The organism is Paraburkholderia sp. (assembly GCF_035656215.1).
Taxonomy (GTDB): Bacteria; Pseudomonadota; Gammaproteobacteria; order Burkholderiales; family Burkholderiaceae; genus Paraburkholderia.
Genome location: NZ_DASRSY010000472.1, coordinates 1 through 13585, shown reverse-complemented (window position 1 = coordinate 13585; position 13585 = coordinate 1). Strand labels below are relative to the sequence as shown.

Genomic DNA, 13585 nt, shown 5'->3' with positions numbered 1-13585 from the left:
CGTGAACGGCAACCTCGCTGCGGATGTTGCGGAAGCTGAAGGCGACAACGTCAATGTGACCGACGAAGCACCGGTGCGCACCGCGCATCAACTGGTTGAGCACAAGGCCGACGTCAACGAAGCGAACGACGTTAAGCCGGTAGAAGTGGTTGTCGCTGCTGTCGCAACGGAAACCGCTGTCGTCAGCGAACTGCATGCTGTAACCGAAACGCCGGCTCTGGCCGTCGAGAAGGCTGCGAAGACGGAAACGGTTGTGCCGGTCGCAGAAGCGCCGGTGGCACCGGTTGCAGTCGAACAGGCAGTGGAAGCACCGGTGGCGCACGTCGCTGCCGCGCCGGTCGAAACTGCGCCGGCCGCCAGCGAGACGGTTTCGCTAGTCGAACCGGTCGCTCACGTCGAAGCTCCGGTTGAAGCGCGGGTCGAAACGCCGGCAGTTGCTCCGGTCGTTGAAGCCCAAGCCGCACCGGCCCCGGTAGAAACCGCAGCCCCGGCGGCAGTGGTCGAAGCACCGGCCGCCCAGCCGGCGTCGCAAGCCACGATCGTCGAACCGGAACCCGCCGTTGCAGTTGCTGCTCCGGCAGTTGAAGCGGTAGTCGAGCCGACGCCCGTTGCAGTTGCACCGCAGGCTCCGCGTAATAGCGGTGTGTCGGCGGAAGCCCTGAAGCCGGTGCTGGAACAAGCCGGTCTCGTCTGGGTGAACACGGACGCCGACAAGCTGCAGGCCGCGCAAGAAGCTGCTGCGCAAGCAACCAGGCCGGTTCGCGTAGGTCGCGAGCGTAAAGCATTGCCGCCGGTCGAAACCGCGCCGATGCAAATGGTGGAAACCGGTAAGCACCCGCAATAAGCGAACCGCCGCCTCGCAAAAAGCCCGCCCTCACCGGCGGGCTTTTTGTTTTATGGGGCCACGCGCCCGCTTGATCGAGTGCTTTATGCCACTCCCCGTATACCCCGACAGCGGCGGGGGCCGGCAGCCGGCCGATGCATTTCCGCTAGAATGAAGATATAGATTCCAATCGCACCACCGAAGCAGCCCAAAACGCAACATCAAGCGAAGCAATTCATGTCCCGACGCATCATCCCTGTTGCCGATCTCAGCGCGGTGCCGATCATTTCCGGCCCCGTGCAGGCGCCCAGTGGCGTGCTGCACGACACGCTGGCGCGCCCGCTGCGCGATCTGCGCATCTCGGTGACGGATCGCTGCAATTTTCGCTGCGTCTACTGCATGCCACGCGCGGTATTCGACAAGGAATACGCATTCTTGCCGCATAGCGCACTGCTCAACTTCGAAGAAATCGAACGGCTCGCGCGACTCTTCGCCGCACATGGGGTCGAAAAAATCCGTCTTACGGGTGGCGAGCCGCTGCTGCGCAAAAATCTGGAATTCCTGATCGAGCGGCTCGCGCAACTCACCACGCCGGAAGGCCGCCCTCTCGATCTGACGCTGACCACCAACGGCTCGCTGCTGGAGCGCAAAGCGCGCAGTCTGAAAGACGCCGGCCTGACCCGCGTGACGGTAAGTCTCGACGCACTCGACGACACCCTCTTTCGCCGCATGAACGACGCCGACTTCGCGGTCGCCGACGTGCTGGACGGAATCGCCGCGGCCCACGCGGCGGGGCTCGCGCCGGTGAAGGTCAATATGGTCGTCAAACGCGGCACCAACGACGGTGAAATCGTGCCAATGGCGCGTCATTTCAAAGGCACGGGCACTGTGCTGCGCTTTATCGAATACATGGACGTGGGCACGTCGAACGGCTGGAACATGACCGAAGTGCTGCCTTCCGCCGACGTCGTGACGCGCATCGCCGAGCATTTCCCGCTCGTGCCGCTCGAAGCGCACAGCGCAGCCGAAACCGCCCAGCGCTGGGGGTATGCGGACGGCAGCGGCGAGATCGGCGTGATTTCGAGCGTGACACGCGCTTTTTGCGGCAGTTGTACGCGTGCGCGTCTTTCGACCGAGGGCAAGCTGTACCTGTGCCTGTTCGCGTCGTCCGGTCACGATCTGCGCGCCTTGCTGCGCAACGGTGCGAGCGACGCCGATATCGCCACCGCCGTCGCCGAAATCTGGCAAGACCGCAGCGACCGTTATTCGCAATTGCGCGGCAGCAGCACAGCCGCGCCGCGCGAGCAGGACGGCCGCCGCGTGGAAATGTCGTACATCGGCGGCTAAAGCGGCCCAACCCATGAACCCGACACGCGAACACATCACCGGTCTGGTCCTCGCGGGCGGACGCGGCATGCGGATGGGCGGCGTCGACAAAGGGCTGCAGACGCTACACGGCGAACCGCTCGCCTCCCATGTGCTGAAGCGACTCGCACCGCAAACCGGCGCCCTGCTGATCAGCGCCAATCGTCACCCTGACGTCTACACCGCACTCGGCGCGCCGTTTGGCGCCAAGGTGCTTGCCGATACCCTGCCCGGCTTTCCCGGACCGCTGGCAGGCCTGCTCGCCGGCTTGCGCGCGGCCGGCACCGCTTACGTACTGAGCGCGCCCTGCGACACACCCGGTCTGCCCGTCGAACTCGCCGCCCTGCTCACGCAGGCACTCGATTCGAATCAGGCCGACATCGCCACTGTCACGACCACCGACGCCGCAGGCCATGTTTCGCTCCACCCCGTGTTCGCGTTGCTGCGCACGAGCCTCGCAGACGACCTGGCCGCCTTTCTGGAAGCCGGTGAGCGCAAGGTCCGCGCGTGGTACGCGCGCCACAAGACGGTCGAAGTCGCCTTTACCGACGAGCGCGCGTTTTACAATATCAATTCGTTACAAGAACTCGCCGACCTCGAGCGTTGCTGAGGCCCCGGTTGAAATCCCGCTGCGGCCGCACGGCAGCAGCCGCGCCCGCCTCCGGTCGCGACGCCCAGCCCTTCATGACCACGCTTAACGAATTTTCCCGCTGCGTCGCGCAGTACGATCCTCACGCGCTACCTGTTTCGGCCGCCCAGGCGATCGTCCGTCAATGGGCAACGCCCGTCACGGCCGTCGAACGTGTTCCCTTGCGCGATGCGCTTGGCCGCGTGCTGGCGGCCGACATCGTCTCGCCGATCGACGTCCCTTCGCACGACAACTCGGCCATGGACGGCTACGCGTTCAATCGCGCGGCATTGGCCACGAATAAGTCTGCGGTCGATTTGACGATCGTCGGCAAAGCGCTGGCCGGTCATCCTTTCGCGGGCCGCGTGAACGCAACGCAATGCGTACGCGTCATGACGGGCGCCTGCATGCCTGCTGACTGCGACACCGTCGTGCCGCAAGAGCTTGTCGAGGGCAGCGCCGATTCCATGTCGATCCGCTTTGTGGCCAATGCAGTGCGGGCCGGCGCCAACCGGCGCCTGGCTGGCGAAGACCTCGCACGCGGCCACGCTGCGCTGCACGCCGGTCGCATCATGCGCGCGTCGGACCTCGGTTTGCTGGCTTCGCTCGGCATTGGCGAAGTCAATGTGCGGCGGCGTTTGCGCGTCGCATTTTTCTCCACTGGCGACGAATTGCGCTCGCTCGGCGAGCCACTCGACCCGGGTTCGGTGTACGACAGCAATCGCTATACGCTGTTTGCGATGCTCCGGCGCCTGAACATGGATACGCTCGATCTCGGTGTGGTGCGTGACGAACCCGCTGCGCTCGAAGCCGCGTTGCGCAGCGCCGCAGCCAGCGCCGACGTGGTGTTGACGTCAGGCGGGGTCTCGGTAGGCGAGGCGGATTTCACCAAACAATTACTGCAGACGTTCGGCGACGTCGCCTTCTGGAGTCTCGCGATGCGCCCGGGGCGGCCGCTCGCTTTTGGCCGCGTATGGTCCGGCAACCACCCGGGTCTCGGTCTGCCCGCGCTATTCTTCGGCTTGCCGGGCAATCCCGTGGCCGTGATGGTGACGTTCTACCAGATCGTGCGCGAGGCACTGCTGCTGATGTCCGGCGCAACACCGCAGGCTTTGCCGGTCTTTCGCGCCGCCAGCCGCCAGATCATCCGCAAACGCGCCGGGCGCACCGAGTACCAGCGCGGCGTCGCCGAGCAGGACGCGCATGGCCAATGGCATGTCACGCCAACCGGCTCACAAGGCTCCGGCGTGCTGAGTTCGATGAGCGAAGCCAATTGTTTCATCGTTCTCGGGCACGATGAAACCGACATTGCCGAGGGCGAGCACGTCGATATCATGCTGTTCGACGGTCTCATCTGACGCCTGATTGCACGCTTGCGTTGCGGCTTAACCCATTACCACTACGACACACGGGTTTGACTTACATGAAAAAACAGATCTCGTTCATTGCACCGGGACAAACGGCCAAAGCGCTTATCCTCGTGTACCTGACGTTCTCGGTGCCGATCGTGCTGCTCGGCGTGCTGGTGGCGTTCATCCGCTACGGCTCGGTCGAGCTGAGCACAGTGTTCAGCGCGCTGCTGCTGAACGCGATTCTCGGCTTCATCCTGCTGTGGATTGCATGCCACGCGTACAACTGGGTAGCGTCGCGCTTTGGCGGCATCGAAATCCACCTGACCGACGCGCCGGAAGAAGCGTAATGACCGCGACGATCCGCGCCGCGACGCCTGCGGATACGGGCGCAATCTTCGCGTTGACGTACGAGCTGGCCGAATTCGAAAGCCTCACGCACGTATTCGTCGCGACCGAAGACGGTTTGCATGACGCACTGTTTGGTACGCGGCCCTCGATCGAAGCGCTGGTGGCGGAAAGCGAAGGACACATCGTCGGCTATGCGCTGTTTTTCCACAATTACTCGAGCTTCGTCGGCAAGCGCGGGCTGTATCTCGAAGATGTCTACGTGCAACCGAGCCAACGCGGCACCGGTCTAGGCACAGCGTTGATCGCCCGGTTGGCGGCGCTGGCGGTCGAGCGGCAATGCGCACGCTTTGAATGGACCGTGCTCGACTGGAACAAGCAGGCCATTAACTTCTACGAAAAGATGGGCGCGACGGTGATGCCGGATTGGCGTGTCGTACGCCTGACGGGCGAAGCGCTTGAACGACTGGCTGCAGGAGCCGCGTCCTGAGGTTGAGCCGTTTCGGAATCCGCTCTATTGCTCGTCGGGATCCACGCCCGTTAGCGCATCGCCGAGCAACCCGCTCGCCTCTTCACCCGGCAATGCCTCGACGTCACGCAATTTGCGGTTCATGACGCGAGTGCGTGTTTCCGCGGCTTCGATCGAACGCGTGACGGTTTCAAGCTGTGCCTTGGTCTTTGCCAGCACGTCACCGAATTTGCCGAATTCCGTTTTAACCGCGCCAAGCACCTGCCACACCTCGCTCGACCGCTTCTCGATCGCCAGCGTGCGGAATCCCATCTGCAAACTATTGAGCAAGGCGGTGAGCGTGGTCGGGCCGGCAATCGTCACGCGATAGTCGCGTTGCAGCAGGTCTGTCAGGCCCGGCCGACGCAGAACTTCCGCGTACAGGCCTTCGGTCGGCAGGAACAGCAGCGCGAAATCAGTCGTGTGCGGCGGCGACACATACTTCTCGGCAATCGTGCGTGCCTCGGCGCGTATCCGCGCTTCGAGTGCGCGCGACGCCTCTTCCACCGCAACGGGATCGGCGCGCTCCTGAGCCTCGATCAGCCGCTCGTAGTCTTCGCGCGGGAACTTGGCGTCGATCGGCAACCAGACCGGCGTGGCGGGACTGCCCGCCTCCGCACGGCCCGGCAGTTTGATCGCGAATTCGACGCGATCGGCGCTCTTCGGCACCGTCGCGACGTTCTTCGCGTATTGATCCGCGGTGAGCAGTTGTTCGAGCAACGCTTCGAGCTGCACTTCGCCCCACGTGCCGCGCGTTTTGACGTTGCTCAGGACCTTCTTCAGATCGCCAACGCCCGCAGCCAGTGTCTGCATCTCACCGAGACCGCGATGCACCTGCTCCAGCCGGTCGGACACCAGCTTGAACGATTCACCCAGGCGTTGTTCGAGCGTGGCGTGCAATTTTTCGTCGACAGTGCGGCGCATCTCTTCGAGCTTGGCCGAGTTGTTCGCCTCGATATCTTTCAGACGCTGCTCGATGGTCGCACGCACCTCAGCGAAACGGCGATCGTTCGCCTCGGTGAGCTGGCCCAGTTGCAAGGTCAGCGTTTCGCCGAACTGCTTGAGCGTGCGCCCTTGCTCATCGCGTGCCTGCTGCGCCTGCTGCTGGAGACTGTGACGCACCGCGTCAAGTTGCTGCGCGAAGCCGTCGATCTTACCGCTCTGCACCGTTGTCATACTGCTAAATTGCGATGCCAGCGTTTGCTGAAAGTGCGCGAATCCACTGCTCTGCTCGGTACGCGACACGCGCGCCGTTTCGGTGATGTCATTGCGCAGTTGCCGCTCGAGTCGTTCATAAGCGTGCGACTGCGCGTCTGCCGCTGTGTCGATACGCTCGCTGAGAATCTCGAACTGCTCGCTTCCGTCAGCGCGGCTATGGCCGCGCATCAGCAAAACCAACGCGATGACCAAGGCGACCGCCAGCACGGCAACGGCCGCCACCAGAATCATTGTCATGAACGCGCCTTGCCGATAACCTCGGGGTTGATCGGATTCGGCGGCCGGCCGGCGCGTGGACCTTCACCTAGCGCTGCGATCAGATTGTCCGCTGCGAGGTTCGCCATGGCACGGCGCGTTGCTTCAGTCGCACTGGCGATGTGCGGCGTCAGTACGACATTCGGCACGGTCAGCAGAGCCGGATTCAGATTCGGCTCGCCTTCGTACACATCCAGCCCGGCTGCGGCGATCTGCTTCGTGCGTAGCGCTTCGACCAGCGCGGCATCGTCGACGATGCCGCCGCGTGCGATGTTAGTGAGCGTTGCGGTCGGCTTCATTTGCGCGAGCTCAGCGGCGCCGATCGTGTGGTGGTTTTCCTTCGTGTACGGCAACACGAGCACCACGTGATCGGCACGTTGCAGCAGCTCCTGTTTCGACACGTATTGCGCATTCAACTCCGCCTCGATTTCCGGCGCGACCCGCGAACGGTTGTGATAGATCACCTGCATGTTGAAGCCCTTCGCGCGACGCGCCAGCGCCTGCCCGATCCGGCCCATGCCGATCACGCCGAGCGTCGAGCCATACAGGTCGGTGCCAAGAAAGCCGTCATAGGTCCACTTCTGCCATTTGCCCGCGCGCAGCCAGTGCTCCGATTCGGCGATGCGGCGTGCCGCGGCCATCATCAATGCCCAGCCAAAATCGGCGGTCGATTCGTTCAGCACGTCCGGCGTATTGGTGCCGAGCACGTTCGCCGCGTTGAATGCAGCCATATCGAAGTTGTTGTAACCCACCGCCATATTCGACACCACGCGCAGCCGCGGCGCCGCTGCGAGCACGGCCGCGCCGACCGGATCGCCCGCGGTCAACGCGCCGTCTTTATCCGCGAGACGGCGCGTCAACTCGGCAACGGGCAATACGTCGCCCTGATGCCAGTCGACGTCGAAATACTGTTTGAGCCGTTCGATCACATCGGGAAAGATCGGACGGGCGACGAGGATCTTCTGCATTGCAATTCTCCGAATAGCGCGTCGAGTTCAATTACCTCGGCGTCAAAAAAACATCAAATCAGGCGTCAGAAAAACAGCCAGCCGGTAACGAGAAACAGCGGAATCAGCACGACAACCGACCAGCCGAAATACGCGAAAAAGCTCGGCATGCGAATGCCTCGCGATTCCGCGATCGCTTTCACCATGAAGTTCGGTGCGTTGCCGATATACGTATTGGCGCCCATGAATACCGCCCCGGCCGAGATCGCCGCGAGCGTGGTGGCGCCGGTGGTCATCAGCGTCTGCGCGTCGCCGCCGGCCAGGTTGAAGAACACCAGGTAGGTCGGCGCATTGTCGAGAAACGACGATAGCAGGCCGGTCGCCCAGAAGTACATCAGGTCGTGCGGTTGGCCTGCGGGATTGACCAGATGGACGATGCCGGCGAATGCGCCCGCCTCGCCTGCACGCAGGATCGTGATGACCGGCGCGATCGTCACGAAGATGCCGGCGAACAGTTTGGCGACTTCTTCGATCGGCGCCCAGTTGAAGTCATTGCCCGCGCGTGCCGCGCGCGGTGTCAACGCCAGTGAGAGCAAGGTGACGCCGATCAGCGCGACATCGCGCACCGCATTTTGCAACGCGACGTGCGTACCGAAAACGTCGAAAACGACGTCCGACTTCCAGAGTCCGCTCATCAAAACCAGCGTAATCACGGCAGCGAGAAGCACGAAGTTGATCTTGCCGTCGATACCCAGCGGTGGTGAATCCGGTGTCGGATCGAGAAAGCGCGAGCGCTCTTCTTCACGCCGATGAAAATAGTACGAGTCCAGTGCATAGAACGCGACCAGCAGCACGACGCAGGCGAACAGCATCGGCAACGCCAGATGCGTGGTGGTCCAGAAAAAACTGACACCCTGCAGGAAGCCGAGAAAGAGCGGCGGGTCGCCGAGCGGCGACAACGAGCCGCCCGCGTTTGCTACCAGAAAGATGAAGAACACCACCACATGAACGACGTGCTTGCGGTTATCGTTAGCGCGTAACAACGGGCGGATCAGCAGCATCGCCGCACCGGTCGTACCCATGATGCTGGCCAGTACTGTACCCAGCGCGAGAATCGCGGTGTTCAGGCGCGGCGTACCGTGCAGATTGCCACGCACGCAAATGCCGCCCGCGACCGTATAGAGCGCCGTCAGCAATACGATGAACGGAATGTATTCTTCGAGCACCGCGTGTACCAGCGTTCCGAATGCGACGCCCGTGCCGAAGGTAAGCGCAAACGGCACCAGGAACAGCAGCGCCCACACTGCCGCGATCTTGCCGAAATGGTGGTGCCAGAATGCCGGCGCGACCAGCGGAAACACCGCGATCGACAGCAACACGCCCGCAAACGGCAAGCCCCACAGCGCCGACAAAGTCGCGCCGTCGAGCGTAGCCGCTGATGCCAATTGAGGCCAACCCGCTAGCATGAGCACAGCGGCGAGCACCATGCTCGACCCTACGGCATGTCGTTTCATATTTTTGAAGTCCTTGTTACCGCAGGCGGCCGTGCGCGCCGCGAAGAGACACCCGCGAGCGCCGCGTTCACGCGCCACGCACGACGATCACATGCACCCGATAAGGCCCATGTGCGCCAAGCACGATAGTCTGCTCGATATCCCCGGTGCGCGACGGCCCGGAGACAAAATTGACTGCGCGTGGAAGTTCACCGCGTTCGCTGCGGATCAGCCCGAACGCCTCTTCATGTCCTGAGACAATGCGTGAAGCCGGCACGATCGCAATGTGAGTTTCCGGTAACAGACCTGCCGATGCGTAAGTTTCCGGCCCGGACAGCAGAACGAGTGTGCCGGTCTCGGCGGTCGCACAGAAACAGCCGGTAAGACCGACCACGTCGCCTTCTTCAGGCTTGCGGAATTCGACGTTGAGGCCGGCTTCAGCCCATTGCAGATCTTGCAGGGTTTGCCACGCGATCGCCTGCAGCGGCAAAGCGTGTTCTGTGAGGTAGCGATGCGCGGCGGAAGGCACCTCGCTCAGTGCTTCGACCGTATCGACCGTGGTTGCCATTTTCTGCGCTTCTTCGATGAAGCGCGTGGTCAGATCGACCGGCATCTCCGGACGCGGACCTTGAGGATGGCGCGCCAGATAATCCGCAGCCGCCTCGCGCTCGGAAGCGGACGGTTCAGGCTCGCGCCCCTGCGCCGCGCGGATGCGCGCCAGGATGTTACGGCGGGCAATCGATGTGTCCATATGCGAAATCCTCGTGTCGACAGCCGTGCGATGTGACGAGGATTATACCGGCGACCCTGGGCGCGAACACCCTGGCCGAATGGCCTATGGCTGCGTATCACCCACGCGGGGCGCGCAACCTCCGTGCGGTATCAGCACGCGAGTCGCACGTGAACCGCGCGAGTGCCGCATTACTTCGCAGTACCTTCCTCGGGCTGCGCAATGCCGAATACCTGACGCAGATACGCGAGATAGGCCTTGTCTTCGCACATGTTCTTGCCCGGCGAATCCGACAGCTTCGCCACCGGCTGACCGTTGCAACGAACCATCTTGATGACGATCTGCAACGGGTTGTAGCCCAGGTCGTTTGTCAGATTGGTTCCTACGCCGAATGCCAGCTTGCAGCGGCCGCGGAAACGCTCGTACAGTTGCAGCACCTTCGGGATGTCGAGCGCGTCGGAGAACACGAGGATCTTGGTACGCGGGTCGCAGCGGTTCGCCTCGTAGTGCTTGAGCAGGCGCTCTCCCCAGTCGAACGGATCGCCGGAATCGTGGCGTGCGCCGTCGAACAGCTTGCAGAAGTACATGTCGAAGTCGCGCAGGAACGCCTCCATGCCGTACACGTCCGACAGCGCAATGCCCAGGTCGCCGCGATACTCCTTCGCCCACATTTCGAAGCCGAAAATCTGCGAATCGCGCAGCCGCGGACCGAGGGCCTGACACGCCTGCAGGTATTCATGCGCCATCGTGCCGAGCGGCGTGAGGCTGTGCTTCATCGCGTAGAAGACATTGCTGGTGCCGGCGAATTGCTCGCCCAAGCCGTCTTTCAACGTGAGGATCACTTCTTCGTGCCATTGCTTCGAGAAGCGGCGGCGCGTGCCGTAGTCGGCGATCTTGCAATCGGCGAATTCCGGGCGCGCGCCCAGCAACTGGATCTTTTCGACGAGACGGCCGCGCCCTTCGCTGTAGTCCGGCTTTTTCTGGGTATTGCGGAAGTAGACCTCGTTGACGATCGCGAGCATCGGGATCTCGAACAGGATCGTATGCAACCACGGCCCCTTGATCTCGATGTCGATTTCGCCGTTGCCCTTCGGCGACGGCTCGATCGAAATGTATTTCTCGCTCAGATGGAACAGCGCGAGAAACTCGATGAAGTCGCCCTTGATGAAGCGCATGCGCCGCAGATAGTCGAGCTCGTCGTCGGTGAAGCGCAGATCGCACAGCTTGCGCACTTCATCGCGAATCTCGCCGATATACGGCACGAGGTCGACATTCGGCGTGCGGCAGCGAAACCGGTACTCGACATTTGCCGCGGGAAAGTGATGCAACACCACTTGCATCATCGTGAACTTGTACAGATCGGTGTCGAGCAGCGAAGTAATAATCATGATGGCGCGAACTGGACTGCAGGAAAAACGGAAGGCTTGGCTCGACCAAACGCGTCAACCCATGCGCGTGCGGCGCACCCCGTGCGCGCCGACCTGATGCATGTTACCCGAATGCACCCGGATTCAGCGCACCGGCGGGCGGCTCTCGCCGGACGCCATAAACTAATCACGAAAACGTATAAAAGGCATTGCCCGATGGCGTATGCGCCTCTTGACGTTACGTTACAATAACGCTTTTGGCGTTTTCGCCTCCCCTGATTCCGCATGCAGGAGCTGCCTGAATGACTCACGTTGTGACCGAAAGCTGCATCAAATGCCGCTATACCGACTGCGTCGATGTGTGCCCGGTGGACTGCTTTCGCGAAGGTCCCAACTTCCTCGCGATCGACCCCGATGAATGCATCGACTGCGCCGTGTGCGTGGCCGAGTGCCCGGTGAATGCCATTTATGCCGAAGAAGACGTGCCGGGCGACCAGCAGCACTTCACCGAGTTGAATGCCGATCTGGCAAAGAACTGGCCAAGCATCACCAAGACCAAGGCGCCGCTGCCGGAAGCCGACGAATTCAAGGACGTGAAGGAAAAGCTGGCCCTGCTCGCGCGCTGAGCGGTGCGATCTGTCACCTGCGTTGCCGAATCCGGCACAAATCGAGATGAACACGGGGTATTGACAGGGGCTTAAGCTGCTTCTACAATTTCGCTTCTCTGCTGTTTGTTGTTCTGTTCCTCGATAGCTCAGTTGGTAGAGCGCCGGACTGTTAATCCGTAGGTCCCTGGTTCGAGCCCAGGTCGAGGAGCCAAGAATTTCAAAAGCCCGTTAACCAATACGGGCTTTTTTATGTAGATCAAGTTGTACTGCTGTTCCTCGATAGCTCAGTTGGTAGAGCGCCGGACTGTTAATCCGTAGGTCCCTGGTTCGAGCCCAGGTCGAGGAGCCAAAAAATTTAAAAGGCCCGCATTCGTGCGGGCCTTTTTGTTTTGGCTTGGGGTTTTGGCCTCGCGTTTTGGCCCAGCGTTTTGGTCTGGCCTGTTTCAACGCCGGATCAGGTGGCCTGAGTCGGGGGGCAACCATCTGTTCCGACCGGAAGGTAGCGCATGACCTGGGGCATTTGCACTGGCCCTCTGACGGACACGCCGTTATACGATGGTGATTTATCGGTGCAACTCTTTAGCCCGCCAACCCAAACACTTATTCCCGGCCATCTCATGAAATCGACCTTGTTGCGCACCGCGCTCGCAGTCACGACCGCCCTGCTGCTGCCTTCGGCACACAGCGAAGAAGTCGGCAGCGTCAATACCAACTTTCGCGTCACGGGCTCCGACCGCGTAGTCGTCGAAGCCTATGACGACCCGCTGGTCCAAGGTGTGACCTGCTACGTGTCGCGCGCACGTACCGGCGGCGTCAAGGGCACGCTCGGCATCGCCGAAGATCCGACCGAAGCGTCGATCGCCTGCCGTCAGGTCGGCGCGATTCATTTCACAGGGCCAGTGAAACAGCAGGCCGACGTGTTCTCCGTGAGCATGTCGCTCATCTTCAAATCGCTGCATGTCGTGCGAGTGGTCGACGCGAAGCGCAACACGCTGGTCTACATGACCTACAGCGACCGGGTCGTCAGCGGCAGCGCGAAAAACAGCGTAAGCGCCGTGCCGATGCCGGCCGGCACGACGATCCCGGTCAAGTGATCGCCGCCCGATGGCAAACTCGCTGCGCCAGAGACATCCGGACATGAGTAACGGCAGCGACAGCCGCCGCGGCGCGCTACACTGACCGGTCACGCCGGATCGCCGAAACGCCGAAACGCCAGACTTCCACCATGACCGCCCATCACTTCCAGGATTCCGCCCGCTACTGGCGCACGCCGCTTTTGCCCGGCGCGGACCTGCTCACGGCCGAATATCACGATCACGAGTTCACGCCGCATTGGCACGACGCGTACACGATTGCGGTGATCGTCGCGGGCGCTGAGGGCTATCGGTATCGCGGCTCGGACTATGTCGCCGAGGCGGGCAGCGTGCCGATCATCAACCCCGGCGAGTTGCACACGGGGTCCAAGGCTGTCGAAGCAGGCTGGCGGTATCGCGTGATGTATGCGCCTGTGGCGTTCATCCACGAGCTTGCCGGCGAGCTCGCCGGCAAGCCGCAAGCCTTGCCGTGGTTCGCGCCGGGCGTGATCCGCGATCCCGATCTGGCGCAGCGACTGGCGCGCGCGCACTGCCTGCTGGAGGCCGGCGACGATCCGCTCGCCGCGGAGGCCGCGATGCTCGACGCGCTGTCCACCTTGCTGGTCCGCTACTCGCAAACGCAGCCGGAAGCGGCGCGCCTCGTCGCCGACGACGCCCGCGTCGCGACAATGCAGGAGCGCCTGACGGGCGACCTCGCCGAAGCTGTCACCTTGGCCGAAGTCGCGCGGGCAGCGGGCCTGTCGCCCTTTCACGCCGCCCGCCTTTTCAACCAGGCCACCGGCCTGCCGCCGCACGCGTGGCGCAACCAGGTGCGCCTGCAACGCTCGCTCGCACCGTTGCGGGCGGGTGTCT

At 62.5% G+C, this 13585-nt stretch carries 13 protein-coding genes, 2 tRNA genes and 1 pseudogene; 11 read left to right on the top strand and 5 right to left on the bottom strand.

What is annotated here, in order from left to right; translation table 11 throughout:
* The 6 genes and pseudogenes from VFE81_RS27845 to VFE81_RS27820 all read left to right on the top strand — a co-directional run.
* Positions 1-844: pseudogene (locus VFE81_RS27845) on the top strand (ribonuclease E/G); the annotation flags it as partial.
* A gap of 216 nt (positions 845-1060) precedes the next feature.
* Positions 1061-2170 (top strand): GTP 3',8-cyclase MoaA, encoded by a 1110-nt coding sequence (moaA, locus tag VFE81_RS27840; protein WP_325047657.1) that lies wholly within the window; start codon positions 1061-1063, stop codon positions 2168-2170.
* Positions 2171-2183: 13 nt separating this feature from the next.
* The gene (mobA, locus tag VFE81_RS27835) at positions 2184-2798 is read left to right on the top strand and encodes a molybdenum cofactor guanylyltransferase MobA (protein WP_325047656.1); all 615 of its coding nucleotides are present in this window, start codon (positions 2184-2186) and stop codon (positions 2796-2798) included.
* Between the two features lie 74 nt (positions 2799-2872).
* Entirely contained in the window at positions 2873-4174 is a 1302-nt protein-coding gene (gene glp, locus VFE81_RS27830) for a gephyrin-like molybdotransferase Glp (protein WP_325047655.1), read from the top strand.
* A gap of 65 nt (positions 4175-4239) precedes the next feature.
* Positions 4240-4515 carry a hypothetical protein gene (locus VFE81_RS27825; protein WP_064268466.1) on the top strand — a complete coding sequence of 92 codons (276 nt, stop codon included), beginning with the start codon at positions 4240-4242 and terminating at the stop codon, positions 4513-4515.
* Entirely contained in the window at positions 4515-5003 is a 489-nt protein-coding gene (locus VFE81_RS27820) for a GNAT family N-acetyltransferase (RefSeq protein ID WP_325047654.1), read from the top strand. The genes VFE81_RS27825 and VFE81_RS27820 overlap by 1 nt, the downstream gene beginning before the upstream one ends.
* 24 nt (positions 5004-5027) lie before the next feature.
* Here VFE81_RS27820 and VFE81_RS27815 read toward each other — a convergent pair whose 3' ends face one another.
* From VFE81_RS27815 to pncB, 5 genes are all read right to left on the bottom strand, one after another.
* The gene (locus VFE81_RS27815) at positions 5028-6476 is read right to left on the bottom strand and encodes a DNA recombination protein RmuC (protein ID WP_325047653.1); all 1449 of its coding nucleotides are present in this window, start codon (positions 6474-6476) and stop codon (positions 5028-5030) included.
* Positions 6473-7462, bottom strand: coding sequence for a D-glycerate dehydrogenase (locus VFE81_RS27810; protein ID WP_325047652.1), 990 nt, complete (start codon positions 7460-7462; stop codon positions 6473-6475). The genes VFE81_RS27815 and VFE81_RS27810 overlap by 4 nt, the downstream gene beginning before the upstream one ends.
* Positions 7463-7527: 65 nt before the next feature.
* Positions 7528-8955 carry a sodium:proton antiporter gene (locus tag VFE81_RS27805; protein ID WP_325047651.1) on the bottom strand — a complete coding sequence of 476 codons (1428 nt, stop codon included), beginning with the start codon at positions 8953-8955 and terminating at the stop codon, positions 7528-7530.
* Positions 8956-9022: 67 nt separating this feature from the next.
* Positions 9023-9685 carry a lactate utilization protein C gene (locus VFE81_RS27800; RefSeq protein WP_325047650.1) on the bottom strand — a complete coding sequence of 221 codons (663 nt, stop codon included), beginning with the start codon at positions 9683-9685 and terminating at the stop codon, positions 9023-9025.
* Between the two features lie 170 nt (positions 9686-9855).
* Positions 9856-11052 carry a nicotinate phosphoribosyltransferase gene (pncB, locus tag VFE81_RS27795; protein ID WP_325047649.1) on the bottom strand — a complete coding sequence of 399 codons (1197 nt, stop codon included), beginning with the start codon at positions 11050-11052 and terminating at the stop codon, positions 9856-9858.
* 281 nt (positions 11053-11333) lie between these two features.
* On the opposite strand from pncB, the gene fdxA reads away from it, so the two are divergent.
* The 5 genes from fdxA to VFE81_RS27770 all read left to right on the top strand — a co-directional run.
* A complete protein-coding gene (gene fdxA / locus VFE81_RS27790) occupies positions 11334-11657 on the top strand; it encodes a ferredoxin FdxA (RefSeq protein WP_325047648.1) in 324 nt (107 codons plus the stop codon).
* Between the two features lie 117 nt (positions 11658-11774).
* Positions 11775-11850, top strand: a tRNA-Asn gene (locus VFE81_RS27785).
* 62 nt (positions 11851-11912) lie between these two features.
* Positions 11913-11988: transfer RNA gene (locus VFE81_RS27780), tRNA-Asn, on the top strand.
* A 268-nt stretch (positions 11989-12256) separates the two neighbouring features.
* Entirely contained in the window at positions 12257-12733 is a 477-nt protein-coding gene (locus VFE81_RS27775) for a CreA family protein (RefSeq protein ID WP_325047647.1), read from the top strand.
* Between the two features lie 131 nt (positions 12734-12864).
* On the top strand, positions 12865-13585 hold a 721-nt coding region (locus VFE81_RS27770; protein WP_325047646.1), incomplete at its 3' end, for an AraC family transcriptional regulator.

What these genes read in the sequence shown, in the direction of transcription:
- moaA (WP_325047657.1), top strand. Translation starts at nt 1,061, where the DNA reads ATGTCCCGACGCATCATCCCTGTTGCCGATCTCAGCGCGGTGCCGATC.
- mobA (WP_325047656.1), top strand. Translation starts at nt 2,184, where the DNA reads ATGAACCCGACACGCGAACACATCACCGGTCTGGTCCTCGCGGGCGGA.
- glp (WP_325047655.1), top strand. Translation starts at nt 2,873, where the DNA reads ATGACCACGCTTAACGAATTTTCCCGCTGCGTCGCGCAGTACGATCCT.
- VFE81_RS27825 (WP_064268466.1), top strand. Translation starts at nt 4,240, where the DNA reads ATGAAAAAACAGATCTCGTTCATTGCACCGGGACAAACGGCCAAAGCG.
- VFE81_RS27820 (WP_325047654.1), top strand. Translation starts at nt 4,515, where the DNA reads ATGACCGCGACGATCCGCGCCGCGACGCCTGCGGATACGGGCGCAATC.
- VFE81_RS27815 (WP_325047653.1), bottom strand. Translation starts at nt 6,476, where the DNA reads ATGACAATGATTCTGGTGGCGGCCGTTGCCGTGCTGGCGGTCGCCTTG.
- VFE81_RS27810 (WP_325047652.1), bottom strand. Translation starts at nt 7,462, where the DNA reads ATGCAGAAGATCCTCGTCGCCCGTCCGATCTTTCCCGATGTGATCGAA.
- VFE81_RS27805 (WP_325047651.1), bottom strand. Translation starts at nt 8,955, where the DNA reads ATGAAACGACATGCCGTAGGGTCGAGCATGGTGCTCGCCGCTGTGCTC.
- VFE81_RS27800 (WP_325047650.1), bottom strand. Translation starts at nt 9,685, where the DNA reads ATGGACACATCGATTGCCCGCCGTAACATCCTGGCGCGCATCCGCGCG.
- pncB (WP_325047649.1), bottom strand. Translation starts at nt 11,052, where the DNA reads ATGATTATTACTTCGCTGCTCGACACCGATCTGTACAAGTTCACGATG.
- fdxA (WP_325047648.1), top strand. Translation starts at nt 11,334, where the DNA reads ATGACTCACGTTGTGACCGAAAGCTGCATCAAATGCCGCTATACCGAC.
- VFE81_RS27775 (WP_325047647.1), top strand. Translation starts at nt 12,257, where the DNA reads ATGAAATCGACCTTGTTGCGCACCGCGCTCGCAGTCACGACCGCCCTG.